The 21,744-nt window shown below is 70.5% G+C and carries 18 protein-coding genes; 9 read left to right on the top strand and 9 right to left on the bottom strand.

What is annotated here, in order from left to right; genetic code table 11:
• Nucleotides 1–22: 22 nt before the first annotated feature.
• Nucleotides 23–208 (bottom strand): hypothetical protein, encoded by a 186-nt coding sequence (locus tag ACFWFZ_RS05375; protein WP_046776288.1) that lies wholly within the window; start codon nucleotides 206–208, stop codon nucleotides 23–25.
• Between the two features lie 577 nt (nucleotides 209–785).
• On the opposite strand from ACFWFZ_RS05375, the gene ACFWFZ_RS05370 reads away from it, so the two are divergent.
• The 8 genes from ACFWFZ_RS05370 (at nucleotide 786) to ACFWFZ_RS05335 (ending at nucleotide 11,043) form a co-directional block, all read left to right on the top strand.
• Nucleotides 786–4,406, top strand: a complete 3,621-nt coding sequence (locus tag ACFWFZ_RS05370) for a nitrate- and nitrite sensing domain-containing protein (RefSeq protein WP_387116941.1) — start codon at nucleotides 786–788, stop codon at nucleotides 4,404–4,406.
• A gap of 9 nt (nucleotides 4,407–4,415) precedes the next feature.
• A complete protein-coding gene (locus ACFWFZ_RS05365) occupies nucleotides 4,416–4,829 on the top strand; it encodes a roadblock/LC7 domain-containing protein (RefSeq protein WP_030846990.1) in 414 nt (137 codons plus the stop codon).
• Between the two features lie 152 nt (nucleotides 4,830–4,981).
• Nucleotides 4,982–5,374: a DUF742 domain-containing protein gene (locus ACFWFZ_RS05360; protein WP_030037344.1), complete on the top strand. Its 393-nt coding sequence runs from the start codon at nucleotides 4,982–4,984 to the stop codon at nucleotides 5,372–5,374.
• The gene (locus ACFWFZ_RS05355) at nucleotides 5,355–5,936 is read left to right on the top strand and encodes an ATP/GTP-binding protein (RefSeq protein WP_046776286.1); all 582 of its coding nucleotides are present in this window, start codon (nucleotides 5,355–5,357) and stop codon (nucleotides 5,934–5,936) included. Before ACFWFZ_RS05360 ends, ACFWFZ_RS05355 begins: the two co-directional genes overlap by 20 nt.
• 296 nt (nucleotides 5,937–6,232) lie before the next feature.
• Nucleotides 6,233–9,418 (top strand): nitrate- and nitrite sensing domain-containing protein, encoded by a 3,186-nt coding sequence (locus tag ACFWFZ_RS05350; protein WP_387116937.1) that lies wholly within the window; start codon nucleotides 6,233–6,235, stop codon nucleotides 9,416–9,418.
• Between the two features lie 10 nt (nucleotides 9,419–9,428).
• Entirely contained in the window at nucleotides 9,429–9,842 is a 414-nt protein-coding gene (locus tag ACFWFZ_RS05345) for a roadblock/LC7 domain-containing protein (RefSeq protein ID WP_030037347.1), read from the top strand.
• A gap of 93 nt (nucleotides 9,843–9,935) precedes the next feature.
• Complete coding sequence (locus ACFWFZ_RS05340) at nucleotides 9,936–10,478, top strand: DUF742 domain-containing protein (RefSeq protein WP_030037348.1); 543 nt, start codon at nucleotides 9,936–9,938, stop codon at nucleotides 10,476–10,478.
• Nucleotides 10,459–11,043 (top strand): ATP/GTP-binding protein, encoded by a 585-nt coding sequence (locus ACFWFZ_RS05335; RefSeq protein WP_007266770.1) that lies wholly within the window; start codon nucleotides 10,459–10,461, stop codon nucleotides 11,041–11,043. The genes ACFWFZ_RS05340 and ACFWFZ_RS05335 overlap by 20 nt, the downstream gene beginning before the upstream one ends.
• 170 nt (nucleotides 11,044–11,213) lie before the next feature.
• Here the strand turns inward: ACFWFZ_RS05335 and ACFWFZ_RS05330 are convergent, their stop codons facing one another.
• On the bottom strand, nucleotides 11,214–11,414 hold the full coding sequence (locus ACFWFZ_RS05330) for an acyl-CoA carboxylase subunit epsilon (RefSeq protein WP_387116933.1): 201 nt from the start codon (nucleotides 11,412–11,414) through the stop codon (nucleotides 11,214–11,216).
• A gap of 23 nt (nucleotides 11,415–11,437) precedes the next feature.
• Complete coding sequence (locus ACFWFZ_RS05325; RefSeq protein ID WP_387116930.1) at nucleotides 11,438–13,021, bottom strand: acyl-CoA carboxylase subunit beta; 1,584 nt, start codon at nucleotides 13,019–13,021, stop codon at nucleotides 11,438–11,440.
• A gap of 275 nt (nucleotides 13,022–13,296) precedes the next feature.
• Between ACFWFZ_RS05325 and ACFWFZ_RS05320 the strand changes: the two genes are divergently transcribed.
• Nucleotides 13,297–13,905, top strand: a complete 609-nt coding sequence (locus ACFWFZ_RS05320; protein WP_387116927.1) for a YceI family protein — start codon at nucleotides 13,297–13,299, stop codon at nucleotides 13,903–13,905.
• 189 nt (nucleotides 13,906–14,094) lie between these two features.
• On the opposite strand, the gene ACFWFZ_RS05315 is transcribed toward ACFWFZ_RS05320, so the two are convergent.
• From ACFWFZ_RS05315 to ureA, 6 genes are all read right to left on the bottom strand, one after another.
• Complete coding sequence (locus tag ACFWFZ_RS05315; protein ID WP_387116924.1) at nucleotides 14,095–15,435, bottom strand: hypothetical protein; 1,341 nt, start codon at nucleotides 15,433–15,435, stop codon at nucleotides 14,095–14,097.
• 57 nt (nucleotides 15,436–15,492) lie between these two features.
• On the bottom strand, nucleotides 15,493–17,112 hold the full coding sequence (cimA, locus tag ACFWFZ_RS05310) for a citramalate synthase (protein ID WP_387116921.1): 1,620 nt from the start codon (nucleotides 17,110–17,112) through the stop codon (nucleotides 15,493–15,495).
• 340 nt (nucleotides 17,113–17,452) lie between these two features.
• Nucleotides 17,453–18,076 carry a TetR/AcrR family transcriptional regulator gene (locus tag ACFWFZ_RS05305; protein WP_387116918.1) on the bottom strand — a complete coding sequence of 208 codons (624 nt, stop codon included), beginning with the start codon at nucleotides 18,074–18,076 and terminating at the stop codon, nucleotides 17,453–17,455.
• A gap of 30 nt (nucleotides 18,077–18,106) precedes the next feature.
• Complete coding sequence (locus ACFWFZ_RS05300) at nucleotides 18,107–19,162, bottom strand: agmatine/peptidylarginine deiminase (RefSeq protein ID WP_387116915.1); 1,056 nt, start codon at nucleotides 19,160–19,162, stop codon at nucleotides 18,107–18,109.
• Nucleotides 19,163–19,191: 29 nt separating this feature from the next.
• Nucleotides 19,192–20,934, bottom strand: coding sequence for an urease subunit alpha (locus ACFWFZ_RS05295; RefSeq protein WP_387116912.1), 1,743 nt, complete (start codon nucleotides 20,932–20,934; stop codon nucleotides 19,192–19,194).
• Nucleotides 20,931–21,668 carry an urease subunit gamma gene (gene ureA, locus ACFWFZ_RS05290; protein WP_387116909.1) on the bottom strand — a complete coding sequence of 246 codons (738 nt, stop codon included), beginning with the start codon at nucleotides 21,666–21,668 and terminating at the stop codon, nucleotides 20,931–20,933. The genes ACFWFZ_RS05295 and ureA overlap by 4 nt, the downstream gene beginning before the upstream one ends.
• Nucleotides 21,669–21,744 lie beyond the last annotated feature (76 nt).

Raw genomic sequence — 21,744 nt, 5'->3', positions numbered from 1 at the left:
TTCACGTTCCGTGCCGGGCGGCTTACTGCGCGGCGGCGACCGGCGCGTCCATCAGGACCGTGCGCCGGGGGTTGGCGGTCTGCGTCGGCAGCTCGACGGCGTGCTCCGGGGTGGCCGGGGCCGCCTGCAGTTCCTCGGCGTCCTTGAGGTGCGCGAGGGTGGTGCGGCGGGGGTTGGCTATGTTGCGGAACATCGTCGTCGTCTTCATCGGAGTTCGGGGTCCTCGGTTCGGTCTGTGGATGTCGGCCGGCGCCCGCACCAGCCCTGGCGCCAACCCTTCAAGGGGCAAGGCTAAACATCTGAATCCCCCGCCGAACCGGGAAGTAATGGCCACGGCTATGTGAGTTTGCTCACCCATGACCAGACATTTTCCCCATAACGGACAGTCAACGAGATCCGCCGAAACGGACATTGCGCCACTGAATGCGTCATTCCGCTCCTGATCATCGCGACTGGGACACCTTGCCAACCATGTTGTTTGGATGGCGTAAGTCCGATTTCAACCGAATGCGGTCGCACATCGCGTAATGCATCGGTCACAAGATGTGAGCGACTCTCCGGGCCGGCACGCGCACCTTGTTGGAGATCCGCCACTGTGCTGGAATTCGCGGGACCGCCGCGGGACTCAGTCCGGCGCGCAGGTGGCGCGACTCAGCGCCGTGCGGCGGGAGGAAAGGGAGACGCGCCGGTCACCGACGACCACCATGGGGCCGAAAGTGCCCCACGACTCGACACCGTTCCGCCGGTCGCCCGGCGGGACGCCTGGTCCAGAGGTTGCGACGCTAGTGCAGGGACGATTCAAGAGGGATGGCAGCGCTGCGGCGGAGCAGGAGCCGCGCGGCGGGACCGACCGTGGCTCCTCGCCCCAGCACGCCCAGAACCGCGGGCCGGCTGTCGAAGGCGCACGCCCCGACGCCTCCGCCGCGGTGACGGCGAAGGGCCGCTCGAAGAGCCTGAAGGCCAGGTCCAAGGACAAGGCCGGGCCGGCTGAGCAGGACGTGGCGATACCGAAGGCCCCCAGTGGGCCCGGATCCCGCCTCGCCATGCAGAACTGGCGCATCAGCACGCGACTCGTGTCGCTGCTGACCCTGCCGGTCGTCGCCGCCACCACGCTCGGTGGCTTCCGTATCAACGACTCGCTCAACGACATCGCGCAGCTCGAGCACATGCAGCTGCTGACGACGATGACGCGACAGGCCACCAACCTGGCCGCCATGCTCCAGGAGGAGCGCGACCTCTCCGCGGGTCCGCTCACGATCTCCGGGGGCAAGAGCAACAGCCAGGTCGACAGTGCCCGCGCGCAGACCGATGTCGCCGCCAAGGCCTTCACCGCCGCGACCGACCGGGTCGACAGCACGGGCAAGAAGGACGACACCCTCAAGTCGATCCGCAACAACGTGCTGCAGATCGGCCGTCAGATCGCGAACATCGAGACGGTCCGCAGCAAGGCGTACTCCACCGGCGCCCAGCAGACCGTCAGCGAGTACAACGCGATGATCGTCTCGCTGCTCTCGCTCTCCCAGGACATGGCGCAGGCCACCTCCAACCCGGAGATGATCAAGCGTACCCGCGCCCTGGCCGCGTTCTCCGCCGCCAAGGAGTACGCCTCCATCCAGCGCGCGATCATCGCCGCCTCGCTTCCCGACACCAACGAGAAGCAGGGTCAGCTCAAGGAGAACGACCGGCTCTACGCCCTCTCCGCGCAGAAGGGCGAGCAGCAGGCGAAGACCACCTTCGAGCTCGTCTACCAGGGCCGCACCGAGGAACTCCTCGCCGGTCTGGGCGACAGCAACTCGGAGATCTCCAGCGCCGACCACTACGCACGCCGCGTGCTGACCAGCCAGGACGCATTCCTCCGCGAGAAGAACCGGTCCTGGCTGGACTGGTACGACGCGGACGGCACCAAGCTCCAGGCCATGAAGGTCATCGAGCTGACCCTGCTCGAGGAGATGGAGCAGAAGGCCCGCGAGCTGAAGAGCGAGGCCCAGCAGGACGCCATCATCAACGGTGCGCTGATCCTCCTCGTCCTCGGTGTCTCCCTCGTCGGCGCCTTCGTCATGGCCCGGTCCATGATCCGCTCGCTGCGCCGCCTGCAGGACACCGCGACGCGCGTCGCCCAGGACCGCCTGCCCGAGCTCGTCAAGCAGCTGTCCGAGTCCGACCCGCAGGACGTCGACACGTCCGTGGAGTCGGTCGGTGTGCACACCCGCGACGAGATCGGCCAGGTGGCCGCGGCGTTCGACGACGTGCACCGCGAGGCGGTCCGCCTCGCCGCCGAGCAGGCCCTCCTGCGAGGCAACGTCAACGCGATGTTCACCAACCTCTCGCGCCGCTCGCAGGGCCTCATCCAGCGCCAGCTCTCGCTCATCTCCGAACTGGAGTCGCGCGAGGCCGACCCGGACCAGCTCTCCTCCCTCTTCAAGCTCGACCACCTCGCGACCCGTATGCGCCGTAACGGCGAAAACCTCCTCGTCCTCGCGGGCGAGGAGCCGGGCCGCCGGTGGACCCGCCCCGTCCCGCTGGTCGACGTGCTCCGCGCCGCCGCGTCCGAGGTGGAGCAGTACGAGCGCGTCGAGCTGGCCTCGGTGCCCGGCACCGACGTCGCCGGCCGCGTCGTCAACGACCTCGTGCACGTCCTCGCCGAGCTGCTGGAGAACGCCACCTCGTTCTCCTCCCCGCAGACCAAGGTCAAGGTCACCGGTCACGCGCTGCCCGACGGCCGCGTGCTCGTCGAGATCCACGACACCGGCATCGGTCTCTCCCCGGAGGACCTCGCCGCGATCAACGAGCGGCTCGCGTCGCCGCCCACCGTGGACGTCTCCGTCTCCCGCCGCATGGGTCTGTTCGTGGTCGGCCGCCTGTCCCTGCGACACGGCATCCGCATCCAGCTGCGCCCCTCCGACTCAGGTGGTACGACGGCCCTCGTCATGCTGCCGGTGGACGTCGCCCAGGGCGGCAAGAAGCCGGGCCCGACGCCGGGTCAGGGCGGCCCGGGCGGTGCCCAGGGCGCTCCCGGCGCCCAGGCCTCGGTGCCCGGTCCGGGCGGACGTCCTTCCGTGGGCGGGGCCCCGCAGCGCGGTCAGGTCGCGGGGGGCGGCCAGCGTGCCGCCCTGCCGGGACGCGACGGCGCCCCCGGTCAGCAGCGTTCGCAGGGCGAACGGCCCCCGGGCGGCCCCGGTGCTCCCGGTGGGCGTCCGCAGCAGGGCGGTCCGACCACCGCGGGCCAGGGTCAGGGCGCCTTCGGCGCCGGCAGCCCGCTGCCGACCCGCGGTCCGGTCCCCAGCGTCGGCTTCGGCGGTGGCCCGCAGTCCCGTCCCGCGTCCGGCCAGCCCGGGTTCCCGCAGGGCAACGGCTTCGAGCGTCCGCAGCAGCCCCAGCAGCCCCAGCAGCAGGCTCAGCAGCACCAGCAGCAGCCGACCGGTCCTGCGGCTCCGGCCCAGGGCGGTCCCCGGCCGCAGCCGCGCGACGGCGCCGGTGCCCGCCCGGAGCTGCCCGGCCCGCAGACCACCAGCTGGGGCTCGGACCAGGCCCGTGGCCACGACGAGCTCTCGGGCCCCGGCTCGACTGCCGAGTTCGCGCGCCCGGACTTCAACGCGCCGATGCCCCAGGGCGACGGCATGGGCAGCACCACCGGCCAGTTCGAGCGTCCGGACGTACGGGGTCCCATCGACCCGTCCGCCACCGGCCAGTTCGAGCGCCCCGGCTACCAGCCCCAGCGGCCCGGCGGCCCCGGTGTCGGCGGGTTCGCCCGCCAGCCGCAGGTCCCGCAGCAGCCCCAGCCGCAGCACATGCAGCCGCAGGCTCCGCAGCAGGGCGGCGAGTACGCACCCGTACCGCCCGCGCGGCCCGAGGCTCCGCGGCTGCCGCAGGGCCACCGGCCCGAGGCGCTGCCGCCGGCCCAGAGCTCGGGCGACGCCCGCAGCCCGATCTTCGACACCCTGGAGTCGAACTGGTTCCGCGAGGAGGGGCAGCAGCCCCCCGCGCAGGTCCCGGCCGTACCCCAGCAGCCGCAGCAGTCCGCCCCGCAGCAGCAGCTGCCGCAGCGCGGCCAGGAGCAGGCGGCCGAGCCCGCCGCGGCGGCGACCGGCGCCATGCCGACCGTCAGCTGGAAGTCCTCGCCGAACGACGAGCTGATGCGGCAGGCCGAGCGCGTGCGCCAGCCCGCCGCCGGCGGCATCACGACGTCGGGGCTGCCCCGCCGGGTCCCGCGGGCGAACCTCGTGGCCGGCACGGCGCAGCAGCAGGCCGACGCGCAGGCGGGGCCGCAGGTCTCGCGGGCGCCGGACGACGTCCGCGGCCGTCTGACCAACCTCCGACGCGGTATCCAGCAGGGCCGTCAGGCTGGCAACAACAGCCAGACGACCGGCAGTTACCACATCGACCCCACTTACCAGCAGGAGCGATAGTTGAGTTCGATGAGCCAGGCGGCACAGAACCTGAACTGGTTGATCACCAACTTCGTGGACAACACCCCCGGGGTGTCGCACACGGTGGTGGTCTCCGCCGACGGCCTTCTTCTGGCGATGTCCGACGGATTCCCGCGCGACCGCGCCGATCAGTTGGCGGCCGTGGCCTCCGGACTGACCTCGCTGACCGCCGGTGCCTCCCGCATCTTCGAGGGCGGCGCCGTCAACCAGACCGTGGTCGAGATGGACCGGGGATTCCTCTTCCTCATGTCCGTCTCGGACGGATCCTCGCTGGCCGTGCTGGCGCACCCGGAGTGCGACATCGGCCTCGTGGGCTACGAGATGGCTCTTCTGGTGGATCGCGCGGGCAGTGTCCTGACCCCGGACCTGCGCGCCGAACTGCAGGGAAGCCTGCTCGGCTGACTTCCCAGCTCCCGGCCGGACGGTACTACCGGCCGGGAGACCGGGGCCCGAGCCCCGGAATCCAGTACCACCGCCAGGCCGTCATACCGTTCCCCCCACCGGCCGCCCCGTCAGACGGCACGCTGACCACTGCTGTCCAGCCCGGAGGATCCATGACCCCGCCCCCCGCCTACCCCGATGCGTACGGAGACTCGTACTCGGAAGGCGATCAGCCGCTGGTGCGTCCTTACGCGATGACCGGCGGCCGGACCCGGCCCCGCTACCAGCTCGCCATCGAGGCGCTGGTCAGCACCACCGCCGATCCGATGCACCTGTCCGGCCTGCTCCCGGAGCACCAGCGCATCTGCACCCTGTGCCGCGAGGTCAAGTCGGTCGCCGAGGTCTCCGCACTGCTTTCCATGCCGCTCGGCGTGGCCCGCATCCTCGTCGCCGACCTGGCGGAGGCCGGCATGGTGGCCATCCACCAGCCGGGCAATGGAGAGGCCGGCGGCACGCCGGATGTAACGCTGCTCGAAAGGGTGCTCAGTGGCCTTCGGAACATCTAGCGGAGCGGCTCCCCGCTCCACCACCTCCGCGAAGATCGTGGTGGCGGGCGGCTTCGGCGTGGGCAAGACCACGTTCGTCGGAGCCGTGTCCGAGATCAACCCGCTGCGCACCGAAGCCGTCATGACGTCCGCGAGCGCGGGCATCGACGACCTCACGCACACCGGTGACAAGACGACCACCACGGTCGCCATGGACTTCGGCCGCATCACCCTCGACCAGGACCTGATCCTGTACCTCTTCGGTACCCCGGGCCAGGACCGCTTCTGGTTCATGTGGGACGACCTGGTCCGCGGCGCGATCGGTGCGATCGTGCTCGTCGACACGCGCCGCCTCGCCGACTGCTTCCCCGCCGTCGACTACTTCGAGAACAGCGGCCTGCCCTTCGTCGTGGCGCTCAACGGCTTCGAGGGGCACCAGCCGTACACCCCGGAGGAAGTCCGCGAGGCGCTGCAGATCGGCCCGGGCGCCCCCATCATCACCACCGACGCCCGCCACCGCGCGGACGCCAAGAGCGCACTCATCACGCTCGTGGAGCACGCCCTCATGGCGCGGCTCAAGTAGCGCCGTGGCTTCAACTGCCGCACGGGAGGGGCGGGCTGTGTCGTATGACACGGCCCGCCCCTGTCGTTCATAACGTTTCGACAGAGAATTGAAGCCGGTTGACAACGGGATGCGTTCGCGCGGTACCGCTGCGCTCACATCCACCCCGGTTTTTGCAGCGGGACGCTCTTTATGTCCGATTTATGTGAGGCATAAGTCTCTAGGAACGGCGGATTTCAACTGTTTGGAACAGGGCCGTCAACCGTGCTGGAATTCAACGAACTAGCTAGTAGCACCGCCGAGAGGTTGTTGGTCGAGTGAGGCGAAGCAACGCAAGCCCCGCGGATGAACCCGCGCGCGGCAACTTCACCCCGCCGCCGCGAGCGGCCGCGTCGCCCGTCGACGTGCCCGTGGAACCGCCTGTGAAGAGTGGAAGCACCAGCCGTTTCTCTCCGCGCAACTGGCGCGTGCCGACCCGCCTGAACGCCATCCTGCTCGTGCCGGCCCTCGTGGGCCTGGTCATGGGCGGCTTCCAGGTGAAGGGCTCCGTCGACACGTGGAACGAGGCCAAGGACGCCGAGCAGATAGCCCGGGTCGTCCAGGCGGCCTCGGAATACAGCCAGGCACTGCTCAACGAGCGTGACCTCACGGCCGAGCCCCTCCTGAACGGCCTGACCAAGGACGACAAGGTCAACAAGGCCTACGCGGCGACCACCGCCGCGAAGGAGAACTTCGACAAGGTCGTCCAGGACATGCCCAAGAACCAGGGCATGGAACGGCGTCTGGAGCTCTTCCGCACGGAGGAGCCCAAGCTGACGGACGTCCGCCAGACCGCTTACCAGGCCGGGATCGAGAGCCCCAAGAAGAACCCGCCCACCTCCTTCGGCCCCATCCCGACCGAAGAGGGCTACGTAACGGTCCAGCACTACCTCATGCAGTTCGCCAACGAGCTCGGTCTCGGCACCGGAAACGTGACCTCGTACGGCCGCATGGTCTACGCGATCCAGCTCGCCAAGGCCGCGAACTCGCTCCAGCGCTCCGTCGGCACGCACCTCCTGGTGCGCCCGAGCGCCGACGAGAACACCCGCAAGGCCCAGCTCGTCGCCTTCTCCTCCTACGCCTACCTCGAGGAAATCGCCATCGGCGAGTACGTCGCGGCGGGTACCGAGGAGGACGTGACCCGTCTGAAGACGGTCATGGCGAAGAAGGGCGAAGAGGGCGCCGCCAAGCTCGCCGAGGCCAAGGCCGCCGCCGAGCAGGCCGGCACCCCCTTCAAGTCCCCGCCCGTCTCGCCGATCAACAAGTCGATCCTGACCGGCATGACCGAGGCCATCGCCAGCGGCGAGCCCAAGAAGAAGGTCATCGACGGCGGCACCACGCCGGCGGCGTGGCAGTTCGCCGCCACCTCCAAGTTCGACGGCTACGACGAGGTCGAGAAGGAACTCCTCGAGAAGGCCGTCAACGACGCCGTCGCGGTCTCCGACGACGCCCGCGCCGACGCCATCACCAACGGCGCCATCGTCGTCGTGGCCCTGCTCGCCGCCTTCATCCTGGCCGGCATGATGGCCCGCCAGATGGGCCGTGCGATGGGCCGCCTGCGGACCGCCGCCTTCGACATCGCCGAGCAGCGCCTGCCGTCGCTCGTCGACCAGCTCTCGCGTACCGACCCGGGCAAGGTCGACACCCGTGTCTCCCCGATCCCGATCGACTCCCAGGACGAGATCGGCGAGGTCGCCCGCGCGTTCGACCAGGTCCACCGGGAAGCGGTCCGGCTCGCCGCCGAGCAGGCGCTCCTGCGAGGGAACGTCAACGCGATCTTCACGAACCTCTCCATGCGCAACCAGTCGCTGATCGAGGGCCAGCTGACCCTCATCACCGACCTGGAGAACAACGAGGCCGACCCGGACCAGCTGGAGAACCTCTTCCGCCTGGACCACCTGGCCACCCGTATGCGCCGCAACGGCGAGAACCTCCTCATCCTCGCGGGTGAGGAGCCGGGCCGCCGCTGGGACCAGCCCGTGCCCCTCGTGGACGTGCTCCGGGCCGCCTCCTCCGAGGTGGAGCAGTACGAGCGCATCGAGCTCTCCGGAGTCTCCGAGGCCGAGATCCACGGCCAGGCCGTGACCGACCTCGTGCACCTGCTCGCCGAGCTGCTGGAGAACGCCACCACGTTCTCCTCCCCGCAGACCAAGGTGCGTGTCAACGCCACGCGTCTGCCCGACGGCCGCGTGATGGTCGAGATCCACGACAAGGGCATCGGCCTCACCGCCGAGGACTTCGCGGACATCAACCACAAGCTCGCCAACCCGCCGACCGTGGACGCCGCGATCTCGCAGCGCATGGGTCTGTTCGTGGTCGGCCGACTGGCGGACCGCCACAACATCCGCGTCCAGCTCCGCCCTTCGGGCGAGGCGGCCGGCACCACGTCGCTGATCATGCTCCCCGACGCGATCACGCACGGTGGCGGTGGCGAGGGCATCCCGGACGACGACTTCACGGTCTCCCAGATCATCCCGGAGCAGACGGCCCAGCAGGCCGCCCCGATGCGTACGGCGGCGGAGCTCGGCTTCGACGACTCGCGCTACGAGCAGGGCGGCGACGGACCCGGCCTGGACCCTGTCGTCCGCTCCCTCGGCCGCGAGGAGCGCCGCGCGGCGCTGGAGGCCCAGGTCGGCTTCCCGCAGGAGCAGCAGGGCTACCCCGGACAGGGCGGACAGGACTATCCGGAACCTCAGCCTGAGCACGGCTACCAGCCGTACCAGGGCTACGAGCAGCAGTCCGAGCAGGGTTACGAACCCGCGTACGACGGACAGCCCTCCGAGCAGGGATACGAGGCGTACCCGCAGCAGGACTACGCCTATACGGAAGACGGCTACCCGGACCAGCAGTCGAGCACTCAGGGCTACGACGGTGGGTACGAAGCCCGGTCGGGGCAGGCCGAGTGGCCCGAACAGAACACGTATCCGGCTGCCTACCAGCAGGATTACGGGACTGAATCGGAATCCCAGGCCGTCCCCGAACCGGCCGCGGAGCGCGTAGGCTTCGACCGTCCGGGCGCCGCTGCCGACACCGGTCACCAGATGACCGGAGCGGGCCTGCCGCGACGCGGCAGCCAGCAGCAGCGGCAGCCGGCACAGCAGGAAGCGGAGTCCTCCGGGTCCCTCTTCGAGCAGCGGCCGCAGCGTCAGCGGCAGGCCGCGGCGCCGGAGCAGGACCAGGACGGTGGCACGGCGTGGCGCTCGGGCAACGACGAGCGCTGGCAGCAGGCCGCCAAACTCCGTGAGCCGAAGGCGGGCGGGGTCACCTCGTCCGGTCTCCCTCGGCGCGTGCCCAAGGCCAACCTGGTCGAGGGCGCAGCGGAGACGACCCCGCAGGGCGGCCCCCAGGTCTCCCGCGCTCCGGAGGACGTCCGCGGCAGGTTGAGCAACCTGCGGCGAGGTGTCCAGCAGGGACGCAGCGCGGGTACTGAGCAGTCAAGTAACAGCTATGACCAGGAGCGTTAGTGTGAGCCCGATGAGCCAGGCGGCACAGAACCTGAACTGGTTGATCACCAACTTCGTGGACAACACCCCCGGGGTGTCGCACACGGTGGTGGTCTCCGCCGACGGACTCCTTCTGGCGATGTCCGACGGATTCCCGCGCGACCGCGCCGATCAGTTGGCGGCCGTGGCCTCCGGACTGACCTCGCTGACCGCCGGTGCCTCCCGCATCTTCGAGGGCGGCGCCGTCAACCAGACCGTGGTCGAGATGGACCGGGGATTCCTCTTCCTCATGTCCGTCTCGGACGGATCCTCGCTGGCCGTGCTGGCGCACCCGGAGTGCGACATCGGCCTCGTGGGCTACGAGATGGCTCTTCTGGTGGATCGCGCGGGCAGTGTCCTGACCCCGGACCTGCGCGCCGAACTGCAGGGAAGCCTTCTCAACTAGCAAACAGGCAGTGCGTTTCGCGCCATCGCACCGTAGGGTGCGGTGGCGCGGTTCCACAGGGAGTACTGCGTACTTGGAGTCGGAGGAGGAGACGTGACAACACCCGGAGGACATCCTTATGGCGGCGCGCAGCAGCCGCAGGGTGGGCACGACCAGAACCGCTTCAACTTCCCCTCCGCGCCAAGCCGGCCTGTGCCGGAGCAGAACCACTACCAGCAGTACGGACAGCCCCAGCAGCCCCAGATGCCTGCGCAGCCGCCTCCGCGCGCCGCGCGGCAGCCGGCCCCGAAGGCCCACAACCCGCTGGTGCGCCCGTACGCGATGACCGGCGGCCGTACTCGGCCGCGCTACCAGCTCGCCATCGAGGCGCTGGTCAGTACCACGGCGGATCCCGCTCGTCTGCAAGGGCAGTTGCCCGAGCACCAGCGCATCTGCCGCCTGTGCCAGGAGATCAAATCCGTCGCGGAGATCTCGGCACTCCTCTCCATTCCTCTTGGTGTCGCCCGCATCCTCGTCGCCGACCTGGCGGAGGCGGGCCTTGTCGCCATTCACCAGCCCGGCGGCGACGAGTCTGCCGGTGGCCAGCCAGACGTGACACTGCTCGAAAGGGTGCTCAGTGGACTTCGCAAGCTCTAACGGCGGAGCGGCTCCTCGCTCCACCACCTCCGCGAAGATCGTGGTGGCGGGCGGCTTCGGCGTGGGCAAGACCACGTTCGTCGGAGCCGTGTCCGAGATCAACCCGCTGCGCACCGAAGCCGTCATGACGTCCGCGAGCGCGGGCATCGACGACCTCACCCACACCGGTGACAAGACGACCACCACGGTCGCCATGGACTTCGGCCGCATCACCCTCGACCAGGACCTGATCCTGTACCTCTTCGGTACTCCCGGCCAGGACCGCTTCTGGTTCATGTGGGACGACCTGGTCCGCGGCGCCATCGGCGCCGTCGTGCTCGTCGACACGCGCCGCCTCGCCGACTGCTTCCCCGCCGTCGACTACTTCGAGAACAGCGGCCTGCCCTTCGTCATCGCTCTCAACGGCTTCGACGGGCACCAGCCCTACACCCCGGAGGAAGTCCGCGAGGCCCTGCAGATCGGCCCGGACGCCCCCATCATCACCACCGACGCCCGCCACCGCGCGGACGCCAAGAGCGCACTCATCACGCTCGTCGAGCACGCCCTCATGGCGCGCCTGCGGTAGGAACCGGCGCCGCAGCCGCATCAGACAGGCCCCTGTGTCCACGACGCGGGGGCCTTCGCCTTGGGCGGGCCGCGTCGGGCGTCGCGCGCGGCGGTACGTACGGCGGTACGCGGAAGGCCCCGCACCCTGGACGGGTGCGGGGCCTTCGGAGGCTTTCGGGAGCTCGGGGCTCATCCCTGCCAGCTGTGCGGGGCTCGGAAGCCCGGGGTGCGCTCCAGGCGGCGCCAGCCGGCCTGGCGCGGCAGGCGGACCGGGGTCTTCTCGGGCGTGGCGGCGGCGCGGGCGAGCAGGATCGCGGTGATCGCGGCCAGCTCCTCGGGCTGGGCGTTGCCCTTCTCGACGCGGAGCAGGGTGTCAGAGGCGTGGGTCATGGGGTGGCAGATCTCCTTCGCGGTTACTGCGGCGGGTTGCCGTGCTTGCGGGACGGCAGATCGGCGTGCTTGTTGCGGAGCATCGACAGGGCGCTGACAAGCACCTCGCGGGTCTCGGCGGGGTCGATGACGTCGTCGACGAGGCCGCGCTCGGCCGCGTAGTACGGGTGCATCAGCTCGGCCTTGTACTCCTTGACCATGCGCACGCGCATGGCCTCGGGGTCCTCGGCGTCCGCGATCTGCTTGCGGAAGATGACGTTGGCCGCGCCCTCGGCGCCCATCACGGCGATCTCGTTGGTGGGCCAGGCGTAGGTGAGGTCGGCGCCGATGGACTGGGAGTCCATGACGATGTACGCGCCGCCGTAGGCCTTGCGCAGGATCAGCGAGATCCGCGGGACGGTGGCGTTGCAGTACGCGTACAGCAGCTTGGCGCCGTGGCGGATGATGCCGCCGTGCTCCTGGTCGACGCCCGGCAGGAAGCCGGGGACGTCCAGCAGCGTGATGATCGGGATGTTGAAGGCGTCGCACATCTGGACGAAGCGCGCGGACTTCTCGGAGGCCTCGATGTCGAGGACGCCGGCGAGGTGGGCGGGCTGGTTGGCGACGATGCCGACGACCTGGCCGTCCATGCGCGCCAGGGCGCAGATGATGTTGCGGGCCCAGCGCTCGTGGATCTCCAGGACGTCGCCGTCGTCGACGAGCTCCTCGATGACCTTGTGCATGTCGTACGGGCGGTTGCCGTCCGCGGGGACCAGGTCCAGGAGGACCTCGCTGCGGCGGTCCGCCGGGTCGCTCGTCTCGTGGACGGGCGGGTTCTCGCGGTTGTTGGAGGGCAGCATCGAGATGAGGTAGCGCACCTCGGAGATGCAGGTCTCCTCGTCGTCGTACGCGAAGTGCGCGACGCCGGAGGTCTCGGCGTGCACGTCGGCGCCGCCGAGGCCGTTCTGGGTGATCTCCTCGCCGGTCACCGCGCGGACCACGTCCGGGCCGGTGATGAACATCTGCGAGGTGTCACGGACCATGAAGACGAAGTCCGTGAGGGCCGGGGAGTACGCGGCTCCGCCGGCGCACGGGCCGAGCATCACGGAGATCTGCGGGATGACGCCGGAGGCCTTGGTGTTGCGCTGGAAGATGCCGCCGTAGCCGGCGAGCGCCGAGACGCCCTCCTGGATACGGGCGCCGGCGCCGTCGTTGAGGGAGACCAGCGGGGCACCCGCCGCGATGGCCATGTCCATGATCTTGTGGATCTTCGTGGCGTGGGCCTCGCCCAGGGCGCCGCCGAAGATCCGGAAGTCGTGCGCGTAGACGAAGACCGTGCGGCCCTCGACCGTGCCCCAGCCGGTGATGACACCGTCGGTGTACGGCTTCTTGCTCTCCAGGCCGAAGCCGGTCGCGCGGTGGCGGCGCAGCTGCTCGACCTCCCTGAAGGAACCCTCGTCGAGGAGCAGCGCGATGCGCTCGCGCGCGGTCAGCTTGCCCTTCGCGTGCTGGGCCTCGGTCGCACGGTCACTCGGTCCACGCCGCGCCTGCTCGCGCAGGGAGTGCAGCTCGGCCACGCGCCCACGGGCGTCCGTCGGCTCGCTCGGGATCTGGTCCACAACGGTCATGTACCGACCTTACGAAGATCGTGATGAAAAACCTCCGTTCATTCCGCACAGTCTCGGGAGTCTTCCACTGTCCGGCCCGCACAGAACCACCGGTGGAAGTAAGGACTCCGCCAGATGGAGCCAACCGCGTTTGTAGGACTTACACAGAAATCACCTACACGGCCACCAGTGGTTGAAATTTGAACGGAACGGCTCTAGTGTCGGTGGTGTCGAGATTGTTGAACGTTCAACCGTTTCGACACTCCCACACCGGACCCACTACCGAGGAGTAAGTCATGGGCCTCTTCAACCGCCGCACCCTGGAGAACACCGCCGCCGTCGCCACCCTGGATGTGGACCCGGCCCTCGCCGCGCTCACGGGCGACTACGTCATCGACGCCGCCCACAGCCGCATCGGCTTCACCGTCCGCCACGCCATGGTCACCAACGTCCGCGGCGCCTTCGAGGAGTACGAGGGCACGCTGCACCTGGACGGCGGGGACCCGGCCCGCTCCACGGCGTCGATCGACGTGCAGATCGCCTCCGTGGACACCGGCATCGCCGACCGCGACGGCCACCTGCGCAGCGCCGACTTCTTCGACGCCGAGGCCTTCCCGCTGATGACCTTCCGCTCCACGGAGGCCGCGTTCCTCGGCGGGGACACCTACCGGATCACCGGCGACCTCACCATCAAGGACGTCACCCGGCCGCTCTCCATCGACCTGGAGTTCAACGGTTCCGCCACCGACCCGTACGGCAACCAGCGCGTCGGCTTCGAGGGCAGCGCCGACATCCTGCGCTCGGAGTGGGGCCTGACCTGGAACGCGGCTCTGGAGACCGGCGGCGTCGTGGTCAGCGACAAGGTGAAGCTGACCTTCGACATCTCCGCCATCAAGCAGGGCTGACCGGCTACGGCGACCCGGGGGCGGCCCGCTCCAGGTCCTGTCTGGAGTCCCCCCGGCGTTGCGGCGTCCGGCACGCCGCTGCCGGCGTTGTCGTCAGTCGCCGACGCTCCGCGTCGACTCCCTCCTCCGCCTTGGATCCGACGGCACCAGACACCGCTCCTTCTCCCACGCTGGAACTCCAGACAGGACCTAGAAGCCGCCCCCGTCGAAACCACCGCCGTCGAATCCGCCGCCGCCGAAGTCCCCGCCGCCGAAGTCGGACGGGTTGAAGTCGGCCCCGGAGACGTCCCCGCCGTCGTAGCCGCCGCCGTAGTCCGCGGCGTAGGCGGGTGTCGACATCATCGAACCGAGCATCGTGCCCATGAGGAGGCCGGGCAGGATGCCGCCGCCGAAGTAGCCGCCGGCCCAGGGACCGTACGCCGGGCCGGCGTCGTAGTACGGCCGCGGTCCGCGCTCGGTGTCGACCGTACGGACCGCCGGGTCGAGTCCGTCGCGCAGCCGCACCGCGTCCGCCGTGCAGACGGGCACGGTACGCGCCGCCGCGGCGGCCGGGGCCCACGTCGCGTCCTCGGTGCTCGGCCCGTGGCGCGGGTCGAAGAAGCACGGCGCGCGGCGCTCCGGCACCGGCTCGCCCTGTCGGCGCGCGTCCAGGCAGGCCAGGGCGTACCGGCCGTCCTCCAGGGCCTGGGTCACGCCGGTGACCTCTTCCGGGTACCGCACGGAAGTCATGATCTGCTTGGCCTTCTCGTACGAGTCGAGGCCGCGCTCGTAGTCCTCGCGCATCGCGTCGTCGGCGCCGGGCTCGCCGGGGTGGAAGTCGAGGCGCTCCAGTTCCTCACCGAAGGCCGTGATGTCCTCGTCGACGACCACGCTCAGCCGCTCGACGGCCTCGCGCCGGGCCTCTTCCTTCTTCTTGCGGTTCCGGCGGACCAGCGCATAGGCGCCGCCGCCGCCGACCGCGGCCACCGCGCCGAGGGTGACCAGCCCGCCGACCGGGACGCCGTCATCGGCGCCGGTGGTGCCCCAGGAGGCGGGGGCGCTGCCCTTGGTCTGGGTCAGCGCCTGGTCCACGAAGTTGTTGAGCTGGGTGCTCGCGTCGACCGGGGCGCCGGTCTTGACCGCCTCGGTGAGGTTGCGCACGGCGTTGGCCGGCATGACCGCCCGGTCGGCGCCCGCGTTGAACCCCTCGCCGAGCCGGATCGCATACAGCCCGGTGATGCCGGTCTCCGCGCGGACGGCGGCGAGCACCTTGTCCTGCGGGAACTCGGCGGCGGCCGGGAGCACGGCGACGAAGACCGGCTTTCCGGCGTCCTTGATCTTCTTGGCGAGCGCGTCGGCCTCCGCCTTCGGCAGCTGCGCCTCGGCCCGGGGGTCGACATACACGGGCCCCTCCTTGAGGGCCTCCCCCACGGCGGCGACTCCGGTGGCGGCCGCCGCCTGCGGAGCGACCGCCAGGGCGGTAGCGGACAGGGCCAGCAGCAGACCGGACAGCAACGATCCCCAACGCATGGATATCAGCCTGGTCCTCATATCGACGACGCTACCCGAACCGGCACTTTCCCGTGTGAGCAGGACATAAGGCCCTGTCTACTCGGCCGGTTCGACGCCCGCGTGGAGGAGGCCGTAGGTGAACGCATCTTCCAGGGCCTGCCAGGAGGCGGCGATCACGTTCGGGGCGACGCCGACCGTCGACCACTCGCGGACCCCGTCCGTCGTGGCGACGAGCACGCGGGTGGTGGACTCCGTGCCGTGGGTGCCCTCCAGGATGCGGACCTTGTAGTCGACCAGCTCGAACTTGGCGAGCTGCGGGTAGAACCGCTCCAGCGCCACCCGCAGGGCCCGGTCCAGCGCGTTGACCGGGCCGTTGCCCTCGGCCGTCGCGACGATCCGCTCGCCCTTGGCCCACAGCTTGACCGTGGCCTCGTTGGCGTGGGTGCCGTCCGGGCGGTCCTCGACGATCGCCCGCCAGGACTCGATGCGGAAGTACTTGCGCGCCCGCCCCTCCGCCTCGGCGCGCAGCAGCAGCTCGAAGGAGGCGTCGGCCGCCTCGTAGGTGTAGCCCTGGAGCTCGCGCTCCTTGACCCGCTCCACGACCCTGGAGATCAGCGCGCGGTCCCCGCCGAGCTCGACGCCGAGCTCCTTGCCCTTGAGCTCGATGGAGGCGCGGCCGGCCATGTCGGAGACCAGCATGCGCATGGTGTTGCCGACCCGCTCGGGGTCGATGTGCTGGTAGAGGTCCGGGTCGACCTTGATCGCCGAGGCGTGCAGGCCCGCCTTGTGCGCGAAGGCGGAGACGCCGACGTACGGCTGGTGGGTGGAGGGCGTGAGGTTGACGACCTCGGCGATGGCGTGCGAGATCCGGGTCATCTCGGCGAGCGCGCCGTCGGGGAGCACCTTGCGCCCGTACTTGATCTCCAGAGCGGCGACGACGGGGAACAGGTTGGCGTTGCCGACACGCTCGCCGTAGCCGTTCGCGGTGCACTGGACGTGCGTGGCGCCGGCGTCGACGGCGGCCAGGGTGTTGGCGACGGCGCAGCCGGTGTCGTCCTGGGCGTGGATGCCCAGACGGGCGCCGGTGTCGGCGAGGACGGTGGCGACGGTCGCCGACACCTGGGCGGGCAGCATGCCGCCGTTGGTGTCGCAGAGGATGACGACGTCGGCGCCGGCCTCGTGGGCGGTGCGTACGACGGACTTCGCGTACTCGGCGTTGGCACGGTAGCCGTCGAAGAAGTGCTCGCAGTCGACGAAGACCCGGCGGCCCTTGGCCACGAGGTGGGAGACGGTGTCGCGGACCATCTCCAGGTTCTCGTCCAGGGTGGTGCGAAGGGCGAGTTCGACATGGCGGTCGTGGGACTTGGCCACGAGCGTGATCACGGGGGCGCCGGACTCCAGCAGGGCCCGCACCTGCGGGTCCTGGTCGGCTGAGCCGCCGGCCCGGCGGGTGGCGCCGAAGGCGACCAGCTGGGCGTTCTTGAAGTCGATCTCCGCGCGGGCGCGGGCGAAGAACTCGGTGTCGCGGGGGTTGGCGCCGGGCCAGCCGCCCTCGATGAAGCCCACTCCGAAGTCGTCCAGATGGCGCGCGATCGTCAGCTTGTCGGCGACGGTGAGGTTGATGCCCTCACGCTGGGCGCCGTCGCGCAGGGTGGTGTCGAAGACGTGGAAGCTGTCGTCGAGGACCGCTGCTGCCGCCTCTGGTGTCGTCGTCATGCTGATCTGACTCCTGTCGGATGAGTGGTTCCGGAGATCCCCCCATGGGGAAGTCCGGCGTCACTGCCCCCATCATCGCGCGCAGTCCGGCCCCGGCAGGGATGGGCCGGGAAACGAAAAAACCCCTCGCGGGTAGCGAGAGGTCTGCACGCGGGTCCGAGGCACGGTGGCCGCGTCCGCGAAGTTCTTCCACGGTTCAGCGGCCACTGGGGACCGGCGCGCTGCTGGCGATAATCATGAGCTGAGCAGGCACGCTGGCAGTGTGCCACACCGCCCACCGCGGATGGACAGGCATCTCACCATGCGGGCAGGACGGTCCGTCCGCGGCGGCTGCCGCGCCTCAGGCGCCGTCGGGGCTGAGGGTGTCGGTGAGGAACTCGCGCACGTGGGCCAGGATGGCGCTCCGGTCGAGGGTCGGCAGGCCCACCGCCAGCTGGATGCTGAAGCCGTCGAGGAGGGCGCGGATGCGGGTCGCCACGCGTTCGGCGTCCACCGGGCGGAACTCCCCTCGGGAGATGCCTTCGGCGAGCAGCGCCACCAGGTCGCGGTGCCAGGCTCCCTCGATGGCCGCCTGCCGGTCGCGTTCCTGGGGGCCGGCGTTCTGGGAGCGGTTCCACACCTCCAGCCACAGCGTCCAGTGGGGGTCGCGGGCCTGCGTGGGCACGTACAGGTCCACGTACGCCCGCAGGCGCTCGGCCACCGGGCCGCGGCGGGCGAGCAGGGCCCGCCGCGCGCTGCCCAGTTCGGCCTCGCTCCACTCCAGGGTCTGCAGCAGGAGCTCGTCCTTGCTGCGGAAGTAGTAGAGGAGGTGGCCGCTGCTCATGCCGACCTCGCGGCCCAGGCCGGCCATGGTCAGGCCCTCCAGCCCGCGCTCGGCGATCGTGGCCATGGCGGCGACGAGTACGTCCTCGCGCGGGGGCGCGTTCTTGCGCGCCGCCCGTACCGGTACTCCACCCGCCGCCATGGGCCGCTCCTTCGTGAGGTCCGCCGTAGGTCAGGCCTTCGGCTGCTGCTGGGTGATGCAGTGGATACCGCCACCCCCCGCGAAAATCGTACGTGCGTCGACGAGGGTCACGGTCCGTTCGGGGAACAGGCCGCGGAAGATCTCGGCGGCCTCCTCGTCGCGCGGGTCGCCGAAGGAGCACAGCACGACGCCGTCGTTGCACAGGTAGTGGTTGATGTAGGAGTAGTCCACCCACTCGCCGTCCTCCTCCAGCACGGTCGGCGCCGGGATCTCCACGACCTCCAGCTGCCGGCCCCGGGCGTCGGTGGACGCGCGGAGGATAGCCGCGATGGCCTTGCAGCGCTCGTGGTCCGGGTGGGACGGGTCGGGCTGGGTGTGCACCATGACCACGCCCGGGCGGGCGAAGGCCGCGACGATGTCGACGTGGCCCTGGGTGCCGTAGGTGCCGTAGTCGCCGGCCAGGCCGTACGGCAGCCAGATCGCCTTGGTGGTGCCCAGATGGGCGTGGATCTCGGCCTCGACCTGCTCGCGGGTCCAGCCGGGGTTGCGGCCCCTGCCCAGCTGGACGGTTTCGGTGAGCAGCACGGTGCCTTCGCCGTCGACGTGGATCGCGCCGCCCTCGTTGACCAGCGGGGTGCTGAACGTGCGGGTGCCGAGCAGGTCCGAGACCTGCCGGGCGATCTTCGAGTCGTGGTCCCAGCGGGCCCACTCCTGGGCGCCCCAGCCGTTGAAGGTCCAGTCGACCGCGGCCAGCTCGCCGACATCGTTGGTGACGAAGGTCGGGCCGATGTCGCGCATCCAGGCGTCGTCGAGCTCGCGCTCGACCACGTCGAGCGCGTGGCCGTCGCCGGCTCCGGCTCCGGCGATCGCGCGGGCGTTCTGCGCGTCGCCCGGGGAGACGACGAGCGTCACGGGCTCGTACGCGCGGACCGCGCGGGCGACGGCGCCCCAGGCCTCGCGGGCCTCGGTGAGCTCCTGCTCGGTGGTGAAGGTCGGGTTCGGGCTGGGCCAGGCCATCCAGGTGCGCTCGTGGGGCGTCCACTCGGCGGGCATCCGGAATCCGTTGTGCACGGGCTTGGTGGTCATGGCAGGCAGGTCCTTACGGCTGTGCTGGCTTACAGGAAGTAGAGGCGGTTGAGGGAGACCGATGCGGCGGCTTCGGAGCGCAGGGGTTCGCCGTCGAGGGAGACGAGTCCGTTGCGCGCGTCCACGTCGACCGCGCCTACCCGGGAGTTGAGGAGCAGGTCGCCTGGTCCGATGCCGCGGGTGCCGCGGACGGCGACCCGGCGGCGGCGGGTCGGCATCTCGTCGCCGCCCAGGGCCGCCGCCGCGGCCGAGACGAAGGCGACGGAGATGTCGGCCGCGGTGGCCCCGTACGAGCCGAACTGCGGTCCGAGGACGAGGGGTTCGCAGGTGTCGGTGGCGGCGTTGGGGTCGCCGGTGACGCCGTAGGCGGGGAAACCGGACTTCAGGACGAGCTGTGGTTTGGCGCCGAAGAACTGCGGCCGCCAGAGCACGATGTCGGCGAGCTTGCCGACCTCGATGGAGCCGATCTCGTGCGCGAGGCCGTGGGCGATGGCCGGGTTGATGGTCAGCTTCGCCATGTAGCGCAGGACGCGGGCGTTGTCGTCGTTCTCGCCGTCGCCGTCCAGCGGGCCGAGTTCGCCCTTCATCTTCGCCGCCATCGCGAAGGTGCGGCGGATCGTCTCCCCGGCCCGGCCCATGCCCTGGGCGTCGGAGGAGGTGATCCCGATCGCGCCCAGGTCGTGCAGCACGTCCTCGGCGCCCATCGTCCCGGCCCGGATCCGGTCGCGTGCCATCGCGGCATCGCCCGGCAGGTCCGGCTTGAGGTCATGGACGGAAACGATCATCCCGTAGTGCTCGGCGACCGCGTCCCGCCCGAACGGCAGCGTCGGGTTGGTGGAGGAGCCGATGACGTTCGGCACGCCCGCCATCTTCAGGACGTTGGGGACGTGGCCGCCGCCGCAGCCCTCGATGTGGAAGGCATGGATCGTCCGCCCTTCCAGCACCCGCAGGGTGTCCTCCACCGACAGGCATTCGTTGAGGCCGTCCGAATGCAGGGCGACCTGTACGTCGTGGTCCTCGGCCACCCGCAGCGCCGTGTCCAGGGCTCGGGTGTGTGCGCCCATGTCCTCGTGGACCTTGAAACCGCAGGCGCCGCCCTCGGCGAGGGCCTCGACGAGGGGGGCCGCGTCGGAGGACGAGCCGCGGGCGAGGAAGCCGATGTTGACCGGCCAGGCGTCGAAGGCGTTGAAGGCGTGCTCCAGGGCCCACGGGGAGTTGACGCCGACGCCCCAGACGGGGCCGAACTCCTGGCCGATGACGGTGGTGACACCCGCGGCGAGGGAGGCCTCCATGATGCGCGGTGACAGCAGGTGGACGTGCGTGTCCACGGCGCCGGCGGTGGCGATCAGGCCCTCGCCGGAGACGATCGAGGTTCCGGTGCCGACGACGACGTCGACGCCGTCGAGGGTGTCGGGGTTGCCGGCCCGGCCGATCGCGTGGATCCGGCCCTCACGGATACCGACGGACACCTTGCGGATCCCGAGGACGGCATCGATGACCAGCACGTTGCTGATCACCACATCGCACGTCTCCCGGACCGCCGCCGCCTTCAGGTGCAGACCGTCACGGGCCGTCTTGCCGAAGCCCGCCAGGAACTCGTCCCCCGGCTTCTGCGCGTCCGATTCCACCCGCACGGTCAGCCCGGAATCACCGAGCCGGACCCGGTCGCCCGCCCGGGGGCCGAAGACGGCCGCGTACTCGTACGGATCGATGTGCCGGCTGCCCGGCGCGCAGTGGGCACTGTGATCGGTGTGCGGGGTCTGCCTGCTCATGCCGTCGTCCCTTCCGGGCGGTCGGTGGCATCGGCCTGGCCGGCCGCGGTCGGGGAAGCGCCCAGGTAGCCGCAGGCCGCCGCGCGGCGCAGGGCCTCCTCCTTGGCGCCGGGGGCGTCGAGCGGGCCGTCGACCAGTCCCGCGAAGCCGATCGCGATGCGGTCTCCCCCGAGGGGGACGAGGCCGACATCGCCCTCGCCGTGCGGGTCGAACCGTACGGACGAGCCCGCCGGAACGCACAGCCGCATCCCGTAGGCCGCGGCGCGGTCGAAGTCCAGGCGCGGGTTCGCCTCGAAGAAGTGGAAGTGCGAGGTCACGCTCACCGGGACGTCGGCGGTGTTGCGCACGTGCAGGTGGAGGACCGGCTCCGGCTGCGGGACACCGGGGCCGGGGACGACGGCGCCCGGGGCGTCGTCGCCGAGCGGCACCGCGCCCCGGACGGGGGACGAGACCACGGCGAGGCGGGATCCGTCGTCGAAGACGGCCTCCACGTGCACCTCGGTGACCACGTCGGCGACGCCCGGCAGGACGTCCTCGGGACCGAGCACGCCGCGGGCCTCCTCGATGGCCTCTGCGAGCCGTTTGCCGTCGCGCGCGGCCTCACAGACCGTGTCCGCGATCAGCGCGGTGGCCTCCGGGACATTGAGCCTCAGACCGCGGGCCCGCCGGGCCCTGGCCAGTTCCGCAGCGCTGCGGAGCAGCAGCCGGTCGCGCTCCGTAGGGGTCAGCCGCACGCCGATCCACCACCTCTTGAGTCAATGGGTTAGAGCATCACTCTAACTCTTGGTTTCCTTGCAGGGAATCATTGAC

Source organism: Streptomyces sp. NPDC060232, assembly GCF_042726555.1.
Taxonomy (GTDB): domain Bacteria; phylum Actinomycetota; class Actinomycetes; order Streptomycetales; family Streptomycetaceae; genus Streptomyces.
The sequence above is the reverse complement of the archived record's forward strand: the minus strand, read 5'-3'. Positions and strand labels throughout refer to the sequence as shown.

What these genes read in the sequence shown, in the direction of transcription:
- ACFWFZ_RS05375 (WP_046776288.1), bottom strand. Translation starts at nt 208, where the DNA reads ATGAAGACGACGACGATGTTCCGCAACATAGCCAACCCCCGCCGCACC.
- ACFWFZ_RS05365 (WP_030846990.1), top strand. Translation starts at nt 4,416, where the DNA reads ATGAGCCAGGCGGCACAGAACCTGAACTGGTTGATCACCAACTTCGTG.
- ACFWFZ_RS05360 (WP_030037344.1), top strand. Translation starts at nt 4,982, where the DNA reads ATGACCCCGCCCCCCGCCTACCCCGATGCGTACGGAGACTCGTACTCG.
- ACFWFZ_RS05345 (WP_030037347.1), top strand. Translation starts at nt 9,429, where the DNA reads ATGAGCCAGGCGGCACAGAACCTGAACTGGTTGATCACCAACTTCGTG.
- ACFWFZ_RS05330 (WP_387116933.1), bottom strand. Translation starts at nt 11,414, where the DNA reads ATGACCCACGCCTCTGACACCCTGCTCCGCGTCGAGAAGGGCAACGCC.
- ACFWFZ_RS05325 (WP_387116930.1), bottom strand. Translation starts at nt 13,021, where the DNA reads ATGACCGTTGTGGACCAGATCCCGAGCGAGCCGACGGACGCCCGTGGG.
- ACFWFZ_RS05320 (WP_387116927.1), top strand. Translation starts at nt 13,297, where the DNA reads ATGGGCCTCTTCAACCGCCGCACCCTGGAGAACACCGCCGCCGTCGCC.
- ACFWFZ_RS05315 (WP_387116924.1), bottom strand. Translation starts at nt 15,435, where the DNA reads ATGAGGACCAGGCTGATATCCATGCGTTGGGGATCGTTGCTGTCCGGT.
- cimA (WP_387116921.1), bottom strand. Translation starts at nt 17,112, where the DNA reads ATGACGACGACACCAGAGGCGGCAGCAGCGGTCCTCGACGACAGCTTC.
- ACFWFZ_RS05305 (WP_387116918.1), bottom strand. Translation starts at nt 18,076, where the DNA reads ATGGCGGCGGGTGGAGTACCGGTACGGGCGGCGCGCAAGAACGCGCCC.
- ACFWFZ_RS05300 (WP_387116915.1), bottom strand. Translation starts at nt 19,162, where the DNA reads ATGACCACCAAGCCCGTGCACAACGGATTCCGGATGCCCGCCGAGTGG.
- ACFWFZ_RS05295 (WP_387116912.1), bottom strand. Translation starts at nt 20,934, where the DNA reads ATGAGCAGGCAGACCCCGCACACCGATCACAGTGCCCACTGCGCGCCG.